This window comes from Cocleimonas sp. KMM 6892 (assembly GCF_035798195.1).
Classification (GTDB): domain Bacteria; phylum Pseudomonadota; class Gammaproteobacteria; order Thiotrichales; family Thiotrichaceae; genus Cocleimonas; species Cocleimonas flava.
Genome location: NZ_JAPFBV010000006.1, coordinates 226,114 through 242,130, shown reverse-complemented (window position 1 = coordinate 242,130; position 16,017 = coordinate 226,114). Strand labels below are relative to the sequence as shown.

Annotated in this window: 17 protein-coding genes; all 17 read right to left on the bottom strand. The window is 39.7% G+C overall.

Features of this window, described 5'->3' with window-relative positions; translation table 11 throughout:
• Positions 1-3: 3 nt before the first annotated feature.
• The 17 genes from parC to rpoE all read right to left on the bottom strand — a co-directional run bounded on the left by parC (position 4) and on the right by rpoE (position 15,958).
• Positions 4-2,424: a DNA topoisomerase IV subunit A gene (parC, locus tag OO007_RS16880; RefSeq protein WP_325809671.1), complete on the bottom strand. Its 2,421-nt coding sequence runs from the start codon at positions 2,422-2,424 to the stop codon at positions 4-6.
• Positions 2,393-3,181: a 3'-5' exonuclease gene (locus tag OO007_RS16875; protein ID WP_325809670.1), complete on the bottom strand. Its 789-nt coding sequence runs from the start codon at positions 3,179-3,181 to the stop codon at positions 2,393-2,395. Before OO007_RS16875 ends, parC begins: the two co-directional genes overlap by 32 nt.
• Positions 3,178-4,074: a cysteine synthase CysM gene (cysM, locus tag OO007_RS16870; protein WP_325809669.1), complete on the bottom strand. Its 897-nt coding sequence runs from the start codon at positions 4,072-4,074 to the stop codon at positions 3,178-3,180. The genes OO007_RS16875 and cysM overlap by 4 nt, the downstream gene beginning before the upstream one ends.
• Before the next feature lie 147 nt (positions 4,075-4,221).
• Positions 4,222-4,602, bottom strand: coding sequence for a holo-ACP synthase (gene acpS / locus OO007_RS16865; protein ID WP_131906495.1), 381 nt, complete (start codon positions 4,600-4,602; stop codon positions 4,222-4,224).
• 14 nt (positions 4,603-4,616) lie between these two features.
• Positions 4,617-5,369: a pyridoxine 5'-phosphate synthase gene (gene pdxJ / locus OO007_RS16860; RefSeq protein WP_131906496.1), complete on the bottom strand. Its 753-nt coding sequence runs from the start codon at positions 5,367-5,369 to the stop codon at positions 4,617-4,619.
• 165 nt (positions 5,370-5,534) lie between these two features.
• A complete protein-coding gene (recO, locus tag OO007_RS16855) occupies positions 5,535-6,224 on the bottom strand; it encodes a DNA repair protein RecO (RefSeq protein WP_325809668.1) in 690 nt (229 codons plus the stop codon).
• Positions 6,225-6,261: 37 nt separating this feature from the next.
• Positions 6,262-7,203, bottom strand: coding sequence for a GTPase Era (era, locus tag OO007_RS16850; protein WP_325809667.1), 942 nt, complete (start codon positions 7,201-7,203; stop codon positions 6,262-6,264).
• A complete protein-coding gene (gene rnc, locus OO007_RS16845) occupies positions 7,200-7,895 on the bottom strand; it encodes a ribonuclease III (protein WP_442784348.1) in 696 nt (231 codons plus the stop codon). Before rnc ends, era begins: the two co-directional genes overlap by 4 nt.
• Before the next feature lie 74 nt (positions 7,896-7,969).
• A complete protein-coding gene (locus OO007_RS16840) occupies positions 7,970-8,461 on the bottom strand; it encodes a DUF4845 domain-containing protein (protein ID WP_325809666.1) in 492 nt (163 codons plus the stop codon).
• A gap of 90 nt (positions 8,462-8,551) precedes the next feature.
• The gene (lepB, locus tag OO007_RS16835; protein ID WP_325809665.1) at positions 8,552-9,253 is read right to left on the bottom strand and encodes a signal peptidase I; all 702 of its coding nucleotides are present in this window, start codon (positions 9,251-9,253) and stop codon (positions 8,552-8,554) included.
• Positions 9,254-9,363: 110 nt separating this feature from the next.
• Complete coding sequence (gene lepA / locus OO007_RS16830; RefSeq protein ID WP_131906501.1) at positions 9,364-11,169, bottom strand: translation elongation factor 4; 1,806 nt, start codon at positions 11,167-11,169, stop codon at positions 9,364-9,366.
• Positions 11,169-11,435 (bottom strand): glutaredoxin family protein, encoded by a 267-nt coding sequence (locus tag OO007_RS16825; RefSeq protein WP_325809664.1) that lies wholly within the window; start codon positions 11,433-11,435, stop codon positions 11,169-11,171. Before OO007_RS16825 ends, lepA begins: the two co-directional genes overlap by 1 nt.
• 48 nt (positions 11,436-11,483) lie before the next feature.
• The gene (locus tag OO007_RS16820; RefSeq protein ID WP_325809663.1) at positions 11,484-12,902 is read right to left on the bottom strand and encodes a Do family serine endopeptidase; all 1,419 of its coding nucleotides are present in this window, start codon (positions 12,900-12,902) and stop codon (positions 11,484-11,486) included.
• 144 nt (positions 12,903-13,046) lie between these two features.
• Positions 13,047-13,493, bottom strand: coding sequence for a SoxR reducing system RseC family protein (locus tag OO007_RS16815; protein WP_325809662.1), 447 nt, complete (start codon positions 13,491-13,493; stop codon positions 13,047-13,049).
• 16 nt (positions 13,494-13,509) lie between these two features.
• Positions 13,510-14,517, bottom strand: coding sequence for a MucB/RseB C-terminal domain-containing protein (locus OO007_RS16810; protein ID WP_325809661.1), 1,008 nt, complete (start codon positions 14,515-14,517; stop codon positions 13,510-13,512).
• Positions 14,518-14,555: 38 nt separating this feature from the next.
• Positions 14,556-15,248 carry a sigma-E factor negative regulatory protein gene (locus OO007_RS16805; RefSeq protein WP_325809660.1) on the bottom strand — a complete coding sequence of 231 codons (693 nt, stop codon included), beginning with the start codon at positions 15,246-15,248 and terminating at the stop codon, positions 14,556-14,558.
• A 128-nt stretch (positions 15,249-15,376) separates the two neighbouring features.
• Complete coding sequence (gene rpoE, locus OO007_RS16800) at positions 15,377-15,958, bottom strand: RNA polymerase sigma factor RpoE (RefSeq protein ID WP_131906507.1); 582 nt, start codon at positions 15,956-15,958, stop codon at positions 15,377-15,379.
• Positions 15,959-16,017: the final 59 nt, after the last annotated feature.

Here is a 16,017-nt window from a genome sequence, read left to right as displayed (position 1 = left end):
GCGCTATTCAGCCTCTAAATGACTCACATTACGATAACCTTGTGGCAAAAGTTTACCCCGCTTACCGCGTTCAGCCTGATATTCAATGACTTCGGCACCTTGTATAGTTTTATGCTTTTTGCCCGCATGAATAATCAATTTAGCACCTTGTGGGAAAGCTATCATCGCCACCACACTTTCTTCGCCTTCTTTAAGGCGCTTGCTCGGCACATTGATGATTTTATTGCCTTTTCCGCGAGGTAGTTGTGGCAATTCATTGGCATTAATAATCAATAAATAACCTTCGCTAGTGACAGCCGCAATCATATCCGTTTCGATATCACTAATTACCGAAGGGTTAATAATTTTTGCACCTGCATTACCCAAACTTACTGTCGCCTTGCCTGCTTTTGCGCGACTTAGCATGTCTTCGAACTTACAGATGAAACCGTAACCGAAACTGCTTCCTAGTAAGAAATATTCTTCATTTTTTCCCATTAAGGAATAATTGAAAGTAGCGCCTTCTGCGGGTTTGAAACGCCCACTGAGTGGATCACCCTGCCCGCGCGCGGATGGTAAGGTATGGGCTGCTAGCGTATAGCTTCGACCCGTACTATCAAGCAAGACAACTTGTTGATTTGATCGCCCTTGCGCTGAAGCTTGATATTTATCGCCTTGTTTATAGCTCAAGGAATGCGGATCAATATCGTGACCTTTGGCCGCACGAATCCATCCCATTTGTGACAATACAACTGTAACAGGCTCTGAAGGGATTAATGCATTTTCATCAAGAACTTGTGATGCTTCACGTATAACAATCGGCGAACGACGATCATCGCCGTATTTCTCTGCGTCTTCTTTGAGTTCTTTCTTGATTAATGAAGTCAGCTTGTTAGGAGAATCCAATAAGCCCTGTAGCTCATCACGTTCTTTAATTAACTCATCTTGTTCTGCGCGAATCTGGAATTCTTCCAGTTTTGCCAAATTACGTAAGCGTAAGTTAAGTACTGCTTCTGCCTGAATATCACTGAGAGAAAAGCGCTCCATCAGGATTGGTTTAGGCTCGTCATTCTCTCGAATGATTCTGATGACTTCATCTATATTAAGGTGAGCCGTTAATAAGCCTTCTAATATGTGTAAGCGTTCAAGAACTTTGTTTAAGCGCCATTCGATTCGCTTGATAACCGTAGCACGACGGAATTCTAACCACTCAGACAATACGGCTTTCAAGTTTTTGACTTGTGGCTTACCGTCAATACCGATCATATTCATATTGACGCGGTAATTGCGCTCAAGGTCGGTACTGGCAAATAGATGTGACATTAATTGGTCGATATCGACACGATTCGAACGCGGTGTAATCACTAATCGCGTTGGGTTTTCGTGATCTGACTCGTCGCGTAAATCTGCCACCATTGGCAATTTCTTTGCACGCATTTGTTGTGCAATTTGCTCTAAGACTTTACCGCCTGAAGCCTGGAATGGAAGCGCGGTAATAATCACATCTCCATTTTCTTTTTCCCAGACTGCACGTTGTTTTATGCTTCCTTTGCCCGTTTCATACATTGAAGCAATTTCTTCAGGCGTACTGATTATCTCTGCATTCGTTGGGTAATCAGGCCCTTTGATGAATTCGCTTAGCTCTTCAATGGAAGAGGTTTTCTTCTTCAGTAATTGCAAACAGGCATTAACCACTTCACGCAAGTTGTGTGGCGGGATATCGGTCGCCATACCAACGGCAATTCCTGAACCACCATTTAGCAAAACATTAGGTAAACGTGCTGGTAATAATGATGGTTCTTTTAAAGTACCATCAAAATTATCAGCCCATTCAACCGTTCCCTGCCCTAATTCCTGCAACAAGACTTTTGCATAAGGTGTTAATCGAGATTCGGTGTAACGCATAGCAGCGAAGGATTTTGGATCATCCTGCGAACCCCAGTTACCCTGACCATCAACCAATGGATAACGATAGGAAAATGGCTGAGCCATCAGCACCATCGCTTCATAACAGGCAGAATCGCCATGCGGATGAAACTTACCCAACACATCACCAACGGTACGTGCTGATTTTTTATGTTTGGAAGCGGCAGATAGGCCCAGCTCCGACATCGCATAGACGATACGTCGTTGAACAGGTTTTAAACCATCACCAATATTGGGCAGAGCTCGATCCAAAATAACGTACATGGAATAATCGAGATAGGCTTTTTCAGTGTATTTTTCTAGCGACAATCTTTCTATACCATCGTCGAAAGAACCTCCGCCACTACCAGAGCCTCCATTCCCACCAAGGCCATCTCCATTATTGCCAGCGATGCTTTCGTCGTCTATCTTTTCGCTATCGATCTGTTTGTCTTCCATATCTTCTACATCAGCGCCTAATAGGTCCAATTGTGTTTCATCTACCATTTCAAATATTTTTCCAAGATTTTGAAAATTCAAGCAAGTGTTCTTTGCCAGAGTTATCTAACTTTTCTTTTAACAGCGTGTACTCAGCATCTAATTCATCGTTATCCAACTCTCCGCGCATCAGTTGATAACGCAAATAAACCAGATAGGTGTTGAGAACATCTGTTTCACAATAGTTGCGAATCCCACTCAAATTACCCTTTTGATATTCATCCCACACCAAAGAGCCATCCATACCCATTTTTCCGGGAAACCCTAAGAGCATCGCAATATCTTGCAACGATGCCGCCGCATTATGATTATAACTAGCAAGCACATCCATTAAATCGGTGTGACGCTCGTGATAACGACTTAGATAGTTGTCGTAACGAAACGCACTATTGTTATCCCCCTTTTCCCAGTACCCGGGGGCACTAACTTTATTTTTTAACGTTCTGTAATGAATCACGGGTAAATCGAACCCCGTGCCATTCCATGAAACTATCCTCGGAGTTCGCTGCTCTATTTCTTTAAAGAACAATGACAGTAAATCGGCTTCGCTACTATTTTCATCACCCAGACTTCTGACCGATACTTCATGCCCCTTATCATCGCCCATACCACGATAAACGACTGAGATAGCCACAATTTTTTGTAAATGAAGCGGTAAAAAGTCACTGCCTGTTTTTTGTTTTCGTAAGTGAAATAACGCTTTTGCAGTACTTTCATCATCCAGCCCTTGAAGGTCATGGATAATTTTTCCACCTGCGATATCGGGTACTGTCTCTATATCAAACACCAGTACATTCATGAAGGAAAAACTCCTGTTGATATGTATCGATCACCTCTGTCACAGATTATGGCAACGATGGTGGCATTGCTAACTTGCTCTGATAATTTTAGGGCTGATGCAACCGCTCCACCTGAAGAAACGCCGCAGAAGATACCTTCTTCGGTAGCCAGTCGAAGCATAGTGGATTCTGACTCTTTCTGGGTGATGTCGATTTCAATATCTACCACGCTAGCGTCGAATATTTCAGGGAGATATTCTGGAGACCAGCGTCTGATTCCAGGAATTTCTTCATCATTCGTTTTGGGACGGACTCCTACAATTTTTACGTCTTTATTTTGTTCGTGCAAATAACGACCAGTACCTGTAATTGTCCCTGTTGTTCCCATTGCACTGACAAAATGTGTTACTTCGCCTTGAGTATCTCGCCAGATTTCAGGGCCTGTTGTTTCGTAATGCGCTAAAGGATTATCTTGATTGGCAAATTGATTCAGCAACAGGCCTTCTCCATCCTGTTGCATCTGCATGGCTATATCTCGTGCGCCTTCCATGCCACCTTCTTCTTTGGTGACTAATCTGAGTTCAGCACCATAAGCTTTCATTGATGCGCGTCTTTCGGCACTGAGACTCGCAGGCATCAACAATTTCATTTTGTAACCACGCATAGCTGCAACCATTGCCAAGGCAATGCCTGTATTGCCACTGGTCGCTTCAATCAACGTGTCGCCAGGCTTTATATCACCACGCTCTTCTGCACGCTTAATCATGCTGTAAGCCGCTCTGTCTTTAACTGAACCTGCTGGATTATTCCCTTCTAATTTTGCAAGAATCGTATTCGAAGTGTTGCCAGGTAATCTTTGCAGTCTTACCAACGGTGTGTTGCCAATAAGGCTTTCAATAATTGGATATTCCATCTGTGTTTCCCTGTGCCCCTCGTTAAAACTAGGAGTATAAATAAAAAGTGCCTATAAGTGGGGGGGTGTATTTTAAATAATAATGCTGATCTGGTTTCGGTTCGCCTAACTTAGCTAAACGTGTCTTAATCGATAACTAATGTTTATCTAGCTTTCTAAGATAACATAAGCAACTGCATATTTTTTCTCATCGCTGAGTGTAATATGGTGCTTCTTTACACCGAGCTTGTTGGCAATGGCTAATGTTTCCCCATAAAGCGTTAATACTGGCTGACCATCTTTTGTGTTGCTAATTTCAATATCATGAAATGACACCCCGCCAGCGATACCTGTACCCAAAGCTTTGGATACTGCCTCTTTTGCGGCAAAACGCCTTGCGACATACGAAACAGGGTTTTTAAACTCCTTATAAACCTCTAATTCGTTTTCATGCAGAATTCGCTCGATAAACCCGGTCGGAAACTTATCCATCAATCGTTTGATTCGTTTGGTTTGAACGATATCTGTACCTATACCTATAATTCCCATACGTGTACGACTATTTAACCTAAATCTCTTGCTTCTCGCATAATTTGTAGCATTTGACGGGTTGCTCGACTAATACCCACAAAGACTGCGCGCGAGACAATGGAATGCCCAATATTTAATTCTCTTATCTCGGGGATTTTAGCGATCACGGTTGTATTCGAATAGTCTAATCCATGACCTGCATTGACTTGTATACCTAGTGAGTGAGCAAATTCTGCTGCTTCAACAATCCGATCAAACTCACGAGCTTGTGCATCACCTTGCGCATTTGCATAGGTTCCTGTGTGCAGTTCGATAACGGGGGCACCCACATCATTAACACGTTTAATCTGCTCGATATCAGGTTCGATAAATAATGAAACACGGATTCCTTGCTCTGATAACGTTTTGGTACATTTTTGAATACGGTCAAATTGTCCAATGATATCCAGACCGCCTTCAGTAGTTAGCTCCTCTCGCTTTTCAGGAACAATACATGCATCTTCCGGGTTAACGTCACAAGCAATACCAACCATTTCATCAGTTGCAGCAAGTTCTAGATTCATGCGGACATTTATCTGTTTACGGATATCGTAGACATCTTGATCCTGAATGTGACGGCGATCTTCTCTTAAATGAATAGTAATCGCATGAGCGCCTGCTTCTTCTACTAAAAAAGCCGCCTCTAAAATATCAGGATACGCTGTTCCTCTAGCCTGTCGTAACGTTGCGATATGATCGATATTTACCCCAAGCTCTAATTCTTCGTGTATTGCCTTATCCTGCATCACATTCCTTCTTTTATTTAATCTAAGTATTTTTTAACTTTTTCTATACGCTTATATAAGATGAGACACGACAAAGTCAAAGCTATCGATTCGTCTACGCTTATTTGTGTTGAATTATAGGTTAAATCCTTCAAAGGGTGAATGTTTTCGGTATTTCTCTTATTGCTATAGTTTCAATAATTTACGCGTATTAATGACTCGAGGAGACAAGCTAGAAATTACCTTATCTAAAAAGGGCCTCAACTCTGCCCAATACTTGACGTCCATTGATTGCATATCTTTTATTTGATGTAGTAATTGGGCATGAATAATCGGGATATCTGAACTTACGGGATAATTCATATCTATTTCTGTAATGCCTTCTGCCGAGGAGAACGAATACTTAACATTCTGCTTAATCGCTTCCTCTGATAATTCGATATTATCAATTGGAAAACCCATGATATGTAACATATATACTTCAAATCGCATCAGTATTTGACGGTTTATTTGAGTATCACCGAGTTTATGCAATGTGTATTTATAAGCTGAAAAAAGCTCACTCTGGGGGACATGCTGCTGTGTGAGCAACAATAGGAGTTCATTCAAATAAAGTCCCATCATCAATTCTGAGGGAGGAATCTCATGTCTGCCACGTTCATCTGCTTCAACTAATGTCTGAACATCCCCTTTGCCTATCCATTGCAAATGAAGATATCTAAATGGCTCTGTATTTCCTTTAACAATTTTACCGCGTTTTTTTGCGGGTCGAGCGACACAACAGATACGCCCATAATCTTCCGTGAATATATCGAGCAATAAACTAGTATCACGAAATGGGCGTCTATTTAATACATAACCAAAAGATTTTTGCATTTCAAATACTTAGAAATCAGTATTTGAGAAATACTGGTTATAATTCACGATTAGAAATAATACCTAATTCGTTTAAATGCCTTGGGTTGTTTTGCCAGTTTTCTTCAACTTTGACCCATTGTTTGAGCATTACTTTTTTCATCAAAAACTCTTCCAGTGACCGACGAGCTCCCTGACCAATACGCTTTAAGGTTTCTCCTTTTTTACCAATGATGATGCCTTTCTGATTTTTCCTATCCGTCCAAATAACCACTTCAATTGTTACCAAGTCGTCAGTCTCTTCGTATCTCTCAATTTCAACAGCTGTGGTGTAAGGTAACTCTTCGTGTAAATTGAGCACCAACTGTTCGCGAATTAATTCTCCACAGATGAAGCGCACTGATTTATCGGTAATATAATCTTCAGGGTAGATAAACTCAGACTTTGGTATTACTTTTAGCAATGATTCAATAACAATATCGGTATTGATCCCTTTCGCCGCAGATACTGGAATCAATTCGGCAAAATCTCTTTTTTTAGACACCATTTGCAAGAACTCAAAGAGTCTTTCTTTCTCTTTGATACGATCCACTTTATTGATTAAAAGTAACACCGGTTTAGTTGTATGCTTTAGTCGGCTGATGACAAAATCATCTTCTTCTGTCCACTTCAGCGCTTCAACGATAAAAATAATAGCATCCACATCTTCTACAGCGGCAACGGCCTCACTATTCAGCGTTCTGTTGAGTAGGTTTTTAGAATTTAAATGGATACCCGGGGTATCTGTAAAAATGATTTGGTAACCGGAATGAGTGTCGCCTTGTACCTCCGTCACAATCCCGCGAATATTAGTTCTCGTGGTTTGAGGCTTATTTGCGATAGCTGAGATTTTATATCCGACCAAATGATTAAGTAGCGTGGATTTGCCAACATTTGGACGACCTATAATAGACACGGTTCCACATTGCGTATCTACAGGATTTATCACTTCACGACTCACTTGGTTTTTTCCTTTTTCTTAGAGAATAGTTCTTTCACGATATCATACGCATTTTGAGCGGCTTGTTGCTCTGCTTTCCGTCTGGAACTAGATATCCCTTTAGTCTCAATATCCAGAGATTCTATAATACACTCTGCCGTAAATACCTGACGATGGTCATCACCACTTGTATCTATCAAAGCATAACTTGGGATTTCTAATTTACGAGATTGCAAAAGTTCTTGCAGGCGACTTTTAGGATCTTTTAACGAATCCTCGGAAGGTAGCTCATCAAAACGGTTAGTATATATTTTCAATACAAAACGTTTAGCTTCCTCAATACCCTTTTCAAGATAGACGCTGGCAATAACAGCTTCCAGAGTATCAGATAAAATAGACTTTCGCCTAAATCCCCCACTCTTTAATTCCCCTGCACCCAAACGCAAAAAATCGCCCAACGATAACTCGTTAGCGATTTCAGCTAAAGTATTTTCATTCACTAAAGAAGCGCGAAGGCGAGATAGATAACCTTCAGAAGCACGAGGCATTCTTGCATACAGCTCATGCGTAATAATAACGCCTAGAACGCTATCACCCAAAAACTCCATCCGCTCGTTATGTGTATTATTAGCACTTCTGTGGGTCAACGATTGCACAAAGCAATCAGTTGCCATGTGTTTATGACCTAAAAGGTCTATAAGTTTTGATCTCATAAATATCAGATTTATACAAAAAAATGATATTTATCTTAACACGCGTCCTACAACACAACTAAAACATAGTTTCATTAAAACTTAATTGTATCTTTATCACGACTAGCCTTTAAATCATTAGAATCAATATCAACTTTCACATCAGGTTCACCTAATATTACAGAGTGTTTAAACTTGATTAAAAAATTTAAATTATAAAACCAGTTTTCTGGAACATCATAAGTGACAGTGAGTACTTTCCTATTGTTACCTTTTTTTAATTTTGTCAAAGTAAATGGGTTCTTGACTCTCTTTGATTTATCTTTACTGCCATAATAACTATACTCCAAGCTTCTTAGACTATTTAGATTTAAATACTTTTCAACTTTTGAATAAATCACCCTCTTATCAGCATTTTTTATACCAGGCTCTGAAGCAATATTCTTCATCAAACCCTTAACGCTATTAAATTCTACATAATAGGGTGCGACTTTAACGACCGCACTAGCCAAAAGTATTGCAACTCCAGCTGCTAACAACCAAGAAACCATTGTTGCACCACGTTGCTTATTTTTATTAATTATCATTTTATTATCTCTTTTAAATTACAACTTTATTCGAAGATAATATGACATAAACATAGTGAAGCTAAGCTTAACCATTTTACAATGATGGAATTAATCGACAGAAGCACCGATACGAGAGGCTTTAAAACCATCGCCACCGTCTGACCAGTCCCAATGCATCCAGACAAATGATGCTTTGCCTACTAAATTCTGCTCGGGAACAAACTTCCAGAACCGACTATCGCTACTATTATCTCTGTTATCCCCCATCATAAAGTAATGACCTTCAGGGACTTGCCATTCTCCAGCTTGAGAAAAACCAGGAAAGTTTATTAATTTATGTTCGACGGAGTTTTCCTCCGATTTGTTTGCTGAATTATTAACAGGTAAAAACTCTTTTAATTGGCTGACGTTTATATCTCTTCCGAGCCTGTCCTTGGTTAGATATTCTCCATCATTTTCATAGATAACAGGCTTATCGTTTATGATAATTTTCTTATCTGCAGTCCAACGGATTTTATCGCCGGGTAGACCGATTAGTCTTTTAATATAATTGATTTTTGGATCAGGAGGGTAACGAAAAACAACTACATCGCCGCGCTCTGGCTCGCCTATATCTAATATTTTCTTATACGTAATAGGAAGTCTCACCCCATACGCATATTTCTTTACCAAAATGAAATCGCCGATTTCCAAGGTTGGAATCATGGAACCAGAGGGAATACGAAAAGGTTCTGCCACAAATGATCGTACAACGATAACAATCAATAAAATTGGGAAAAATGACCTTGAATAATCAAGTAGTAAAGGCACCTCCCCACTTTCATCGTCTTTTTTAGGTGCAAAAAAATAATAAAGTAAAACTATTCCTGTAAATAAGGTAAGGCAAACAAGAATTACTTCTAAATTAAGATGAACGCCCATCAATTTTCATCTCGTTTAAGAACTGCTAAAAATGCTTCTTGGGGTATCTCTACATTCCCCACTTGTTTCATTCGTTTTTTACCAGCCTTCTGTTTTTCTAATAATTTTCTTTTACGAGAAACATCTCCACCATAACACTTGGCTGTAACATTTTTACGTAAAGCCTTCACATTGGAACGAGCAATAATATTCCCGCCTATAGCTGCCTGAATCGCAACATCAAACATCTGACGCTGAATTACTTCACGCATTCGTTCTACTAATACTCTTCCGCGCGACTGAGAAAAATCTTTATGTACGATAATCGACAATGCATCTACCGGCTCACCATTAATCAAAATATCCACTTTAACTAGAGGAGCTGGTTCAAAGTGATCGAGTTCATAGTCAAAAGAAGCATAACCTCGGCTGACTGATTTGAGGCGATCAAAGAAATCCAACACGACCTCACTGAGCGGTAAAAGATAATCAAGCGTAACTTGGTTACCTAAGTACTTCATTTCTTTCTGAATACCGCGCTTCTCAATACAGAGGGAAATCACATTACCCACGTATTCTTGTGGCACCATGATAGTGCCACGAATGATTGGTTCGCGTATTTCTTCAATATAGTTAACCGCTGGTAATTCAGCCGGATTATGAATACTAATTGTTTCGCCTTTAGTCGTTTCCACTTCGTAAACTACTGATGGTGCTGTGGTAATCAAATCCAGGTCATATTCACGTTCGAGGCGTTCCTGAACAATTTCCATATGCAACATACCGAGGAAACCAAGGCGAAAACCAAAACCAAGTGCCTGTGATGTTTCTGGCTCATAATGTAAAGATGCATCATTTAAATGCAACTTATCCAAAGCATCACGCAAATTTTCGTAATCATCTGCACTGACAGGAAACATACCGGCAAAGACACGAGGTTGAATTTCTTTAAAACCATCCAAAGGCTTTTCTGCCGGATTTTTGACCGTTGTAAACGTATCACCTACTTTAGCTGCTTCAATATCTTTGATGCCTGCAATGACATAACCTACTTCACCAGCAACCAATTCATTTTTTTCAACGCGTTTAGGTGTAAATATGCCAACATTATCTACTTGGTATTCTGCCTTAGTTGACATTGGCATCACTTTAGATTTTTTGCCAATCTTACCGTCAATGACTCTGACCAATGAAACAACGCCGAGATAATTATCAAACCAGGAATCTATAATTAATGCTTTAAGTGGCGCTTCAGGATCACCTTGTGGCGGAGGAATTCGTTCCACTAATTGCTCTAACAGGTCTTCAATACCGATGCCTGTTTTACCACTGACATGAATAGCATCAGTCGCGTCGATACCAATAATCTCTTCGATTTCCTGAGATACACGAAATACATCAGCAGCAGGTAAATCAATTTTATTTAGAACCGGAACGACTTCCAAATCAAGATCGATCGCCGTGTAACAATTAGCCACACTTTGCGCTTCAACACCTTGAGATGCATCGACGACTAATAATGCGCCTTCACAAGCAGATAAGGAGCGAGAAACCTCATAAGAGAAATCCACATGACCTGGTGTATCAATAAAATTCAGATGATATGTTTCGCCGTCTTTCGATTTAAAGTCCAGCGAAACACTTTGCGCTTTGATTGTAATACCACGCTCACGCTCGATATCCATCGAATCAAGAACCTGATTATCCATTTCACGCTCAGTTAATCCTTCACAAACCTGAATGAAGCGGTCTGAGATGGTTGATTTGCCATGGTCGATATGGGCGATTATGGAAAAGTTACGAATATTCTGATTTGCTAAAGCCATTATGAATTCTTTGCTAGTGCTTGTCTTACGGCAATTTCATCAAAAAAATGATAAAAAATCACCTCATCTTGGTAGGTTACCACTGGAATGTCAGCATGATATTGCTTACGCATCACCTCCGTTACCTGAGGATCATTATCGATATCAATCTGCTTAATTTCATACCCCAACTCTTGTTGTAGAGTGATTAAAGAGTCTGTTGCTTGATCACACAGGTGGCAGCCATCGCGATAATACACTATTAATTCTTTAGAGAGTATGGACATTTTGATATTAGCAATAAGCTTAGTTTAAGTATGTTTTTATTAAACTTTTTATTTCTTATCTATTTTAATCGCCAAAAATCTAGCTGCCCCAGATCTTAGCACCAATAGTGCATAGGTCTTACCCTCTTCAATATTTTCGGTCAGCTCGTGAAAATGCTCAAGATCATCGATATTTTCGCCATTGAACATCAACAAGATATCTCCGCGCTCCACTCCTGCACTTCTAGCTGGGTCTTTAATAACGCGTTTAACCATTACACCATTTTCAACATCAAGTGATTCCTTGGCCGTATCATCCAGATTCGATAACTCCATACCCATAAAGTTATCAATTTTCTTAGGTTTTGCCTCTTTCTTCACAGGAGCTTTGGCTAGATCATCAGAAGGTAATTCTGACAACTGAAGCGTTAACACCTCTGTTTTCCCTCCTCTTCGCACAGTTATCTCAACATCTTTATTTAGCTCTGTTGAGCCAACTATCACGGGCAAAGCAGATGCGTTTTTAATTTTCTTGCCATTAAATTCTAAAACAATATCACCTTGTTTAAGCACACCCATTGCAGGCCCATCTTTGATAACTTCTACGATCAATGCGCCTCTTGGACTACTTAAGCCAAAGGATAAAGCCAATTCACGCGTAACTTCCTGAATGTAAACACCCAACCAGCCTCTTGAAACTTTGCCATTTTCTTTTAATTGTTCGATGACACGTTTAGCAACATCCACAGGAATAGCAAATGAAACACCCATAAAGCCACCGGTTCGACTAAATATTTGCGAATTAATACCTACCACTTTTCCTTTCAGATTAAATAATGGCCCACCGGAATTTCCTGGATTGATTGCCACATCTGTTTGAATAAAAGGAACATAGTTCTCAGATGGAAGACTTCTACCTTTGGCGCTGACAATACCCGCCGTGACACTATGATCAAAACCAAAAGGTGAGCCGATGGCAATAACCCATTCCCCTACTTTTAAATCTTCAGAACTGCCAGTTTCCAGTACCGGCAAATTGTCTGCTTCAATTTTAAGTAAGGCAACATCACTACGTTTGTCACTCCCCACCAATTTGGCAGATAATTCTCTTCGATCATTTAGCTTTACAATAATTTCATCAGCTTCTGCTATCACGTGATAGTTGGTCACGACATAACCATCTTTTGAAACGATAAACCCTGATCCTAGAGAACTTGTGTCGTTGTCATTAGGGAAACCACCACCATCTTTATCGAGAAAACGCTTCATTAGCTCATCGAGCATTTCATTTCTCTCTCCTTCTCCGAAGAGCTCCTGCGGAAACTTTTTTGCCGATTTGGCGGTTTTCTTGGTACTAATATTGACTACAGCAGCACTGTGCTCTTCAACTAATTTAGTAAAATCCGGAAGCTCTGCAGACACAGAGAACGAGAACATTAAAAAACCAATTAAGAATAAAGGTATTGTTTTTTTTATTGATTTTATCATCTGCAAGCCTCTCTGATTATTCCAACCAATCCTGATTAGAAAATACCGCTGTAAGTAGGGGGGTGTATTTAATTTTATATGAAGCCACTATCACAAGTGTAAAAATAGCTATAGTAAAGCTAATGGATTATATATCCAAAGTCATTATGAACTAGAAGGATTTATCAATATTATTTTATTGAGTAATTTTGGTTCAAATTGATGCGCGAGTGCTTTATTAGACAAGAGGCGTTTAACAAGAAATAAACTTAGAACAAAACCAGCGCAACCAAATAAGATGCTATACCCTTCGCTCAAAAAAAGCTTTCCCATTGCAGAGAAGAATAAAAGGCTCACCAAAGGTAATATATATACCAACAAAGTCCCAAGAATGAGTTTTTCAGTCTTCAGTTCAACCATCACTCTATCACCTTTCTCAAGGCTCAATGTGTTCAATACTTTGAGCGATCGACCAGGTGAATTTGAAAAAAATGAAAAGCTGGAGCAACCTGACTGCGATGAACAACTTTTACAGGCTGAGTTATTAGTACTTAGATAAACAAAACCGTTATTAACTTCATCTACTACTGCTTCTTCTTGAGTAAATTGCATTAGACAGTCGTTCCGTTTATTTTTTACGTAAGTTTTTCACTAGGTTTTTCAGGGTGATCTCTGGTACTTCACCTACTGCAGTAATTCTATGCTTGCCCTTTTGTTGAGTAACGACATTTAGCGCCCCAGAATTTATCTCTACGGCTTCCATAGGAGTATTTCCCAAATAAGGCGTTACAAAAACCGAAACCGTGCTTAAACCATCAGATAAGACATAATGCCTGGTATCACCATTGTTATTTTGTTCTTTTAAGTGAGGTGCCTGTTTAATCTCATAGCCCAGTGGTACCGTTTCAATGACCCAGCCATCTTCAAGAGAAGTATGACTCACCTGCCTTAGAACCTGCTTAGAAATAATCTTAGACGGTTTTTTAGTGATTGAATTTTGAATAGGATCTACCGTAGTAATTGAATGATCCAGAATAGCCGTTGTAGTGCCTGTATTTGCATTTAAAGACTGCAGAGCACAATCACCTGCGGCACAGATAGAACTATTCGTTGCAGCCATACTTTCTGGCACTCTAATTTCAATTGTAGTAAACATAAACTGTTCAACAGGCTTATGCGACTTACCCACCAACATGTAATCCAGCAACATACCTGAAACCGTATCAATGCAATATTTTTGCAAATAACGCTGACGGTCTTTAGGTCTTGCCGTAATGATTCGACAAGGAATATTGGCTACGCGGTTTTCTCGTCCCATATCAAAAGAATATACTTTTTCCATCTCAGGTCGTATGCGTGGGATTGAAGATAATGAAAACCCTTTTAGCTCTCTTGATAACTCGCTACCAGCCTCATTCAACCTTACAACGCGTTCCCCTTCAACACCATTCACTACGGAATGATCAATATGCAAAGTAGACAGTGAGTTCCCTTGCAAGTATGCCAAGGTACCTGTGTAGTTTAATTCGTGTAGCGCCTGATTCATTTTATTTAACAAATCAACAGCAGCTTTATCAGCAAATGTCGTAACTGGCAAAAGCATGGGGATAAGCAAAAGATATGTTAATTTCTTCATTTTTATTTTTTTCTTATTTTCCAAATAAAATCTAATCATTATTGGTTATCTGTGTAAGCAATGACTCGAACCGAAGGGACAAATGCAGCAGTTGAAGCATATTGCATGTGAGAATCCACATAGCGTTTCAATAAAGAGCGGGTTTGAGTATCTGCCTGAGCATATTCCTGAGTAGCAGCCATCGGCTCACTGTTAGTGTTTACATTATTAGAAGCTAAGTCAGCAGCTGAAACCTGTTTTGCTGATGACATTTCGTTTTCGGTAAGCTGATCTTTTTGCGCAATCATTGTTTTACTAATCGCATTATTGCTAGCAACTAATGCAGAGGGCTCTGCCATTCTAGATTGCTGGAAATTTTGCAATCCTACGACAGCTACTGCCGCTACGGATGCGACTAAAGCAAAACTTCCTAAAGGCTTTATCCATGACTGTGAACGTGCACTCTGACCAGCGGCTACCTGAGCTATCTGGACATCATGGTATTGCTCTTCTTCTTCAATTTTTGCATGTATACCGGAGAGGAAACTAGAGTCTAAATTTAATATCGGTTTACCCACATCACTAGAGCGCATGGTTTCACCGATTAACGCATAAGTAGATAATTTATCTCGCAATGCATCGTTAGTAGACAACTCATCTAAAACACGTTTTTGCTCAAACAAACCTGCTTCATCATCAAGTAAAGCAGAAAGGTGTTCAGGCATTGAAGTTGGGGGTTTATTAGTTTCCATTGGTCACTTCCATTATATTCATGTTAATAGACAAGAATTTATTCACTTAGTTCGCATACATTATAATTTTTTACAACTTAAACGATGCTGAACTAAAAACCAGTCTATTTTGCTATTACACAAGCATCTTAAATTTTGCCTATTAACGGCTCTAATTCACTTTCTATAGACTCACGCGCTCTAAATATACGCGAACGTACGGTCCCTATTGGGCAATCCATAGCATCAGAAATCTCTTCATAACTTAAACCTTCGAGTTCTCTCAACGTTATTGCAATGCGCAAGTCATCTGGCAATGCTTCTATTGCCTTATTAAGCGTATTCTTAATTTCATCAGTCATCATCTGATTTTCTGGGGTACTGATATCTCTTAGTTTGCCACCACCATCGTATTGTTCAGCTTCTTGCGCATCGATATCATCATCAGGCATACGACGGCTTTTAGAAACTAAATGGTTTTTAGCAGTATTGATGGATATCCTATAAAGCCAGGTATAAAAAGCACTGTCTCCACGAAAGTTCTTTAAACCTTTATAAGCTTTTATGAATGATTCCTGAGATACATCCATGGCTATATGGGGGTCGTGCACATATCGAGTGACAAGATTAATAACCTTCTGCTGATACTTTAAAACTAAAATATCGAAAGCTGCCTTATCCCCTGATTGTACCCTTCGCACCAATTCTAAATCTGTTTGATTCGCGCCCATTAGGGCTCTCTCCTATAAGGCGCTGCTGATAAGATAAGTGGAATCACTCGGTCTATTTT

Coding starts and splice junctions, on each gene's coding strand:
- OO007_RS16875 (WP_325809670.1), bottom strand. CDS start 3,181: ATGAATGTACTGGTGTTTGATATAGAGACAGTACCCGATATCGCAGGT.
- cysM (WP_325809669.1), bottom strand. CDS start 4,074: ATGGAATATCCAATTATTGAAAGCCTTATTGGCAACACACCGTTGGTA.
- acpS (WP_131906495.1), bottom strand. CDS start 4,602: ATGGGAATTATAGGTATAGGTACAGATATCGTTCAAACCAAACGAATC.
- pdxJ (WP_131906496.1), bottom strand. CDS start 5,369: ATGCAGGATAAGGCAATACACGAAGAATTAGAGCTTGGGGTAAATATC.
- recO (WP_325809668.1), bottom strand. CDS start 6,224: ATGCAAAAATCTTTTGGTTATGTATTAAATAGACGCCCATTTCGTGAT.
- rnc (WP_442784348.1), bottom strand. CDS start 7,895: ATGAGATCAAAACTTATAGACCTTTTAGGTCATAAACACATGGCAACT.
- OO007_RS16840 (WP_325809666.1), bottom strand. CDS start 8,461: ATGATAATTAATAAAAATAAGCAACGTGGTGCAACAATGGTTTCTTGG.
- lepA (WP_131906501.1), bottom strand. CDS start 11,169: ATGGCTTTAGCAAATCAGAATATTCGTAACTTTTCCATAATCGCCCAT.
- OO007_RS16825 (WP_325809664.1), bottom strand. CDS start 11,435: ATGTCCATACTCTCTAAAGAATTAATAGTGTATTATCGCGATGGCTGC.
- OO007_RS16820 (WP_325809663.1), bottom strand. CDS start 12,902: ATGATAAAATCAATAAAAAAAACAATACCTTTATTCTTAATTGGTTTT.
- OO007_RS16815 (WP_325809662.1), bottom strand. CDS start 13,493: ATGCAATTTACTCAAGAAGAAGCAGTAGTAGATGAAGTTAATAACGGT.
- OO007_RS16810 (WP_325809661.1), bottom strand. CDS start 14,517: ATGAAGAAATTAACATATCTTTTGCTTATCCCCATGCTTTTGCCAGTT.
- OO007_RS16805 (WP_325809660.1), bottom strand. CDS start 15,248: ATGGAAACTAATAAACCCCCAACTTCAATGCCTGAACACCTTTCTGCT.
- rpoE (WP_131906507.1), bottom strand. CDS start 15,958: ATGGGCGCGAATCAAACAGATTTAGAATTGGTGCGAAGGGTACAATCA.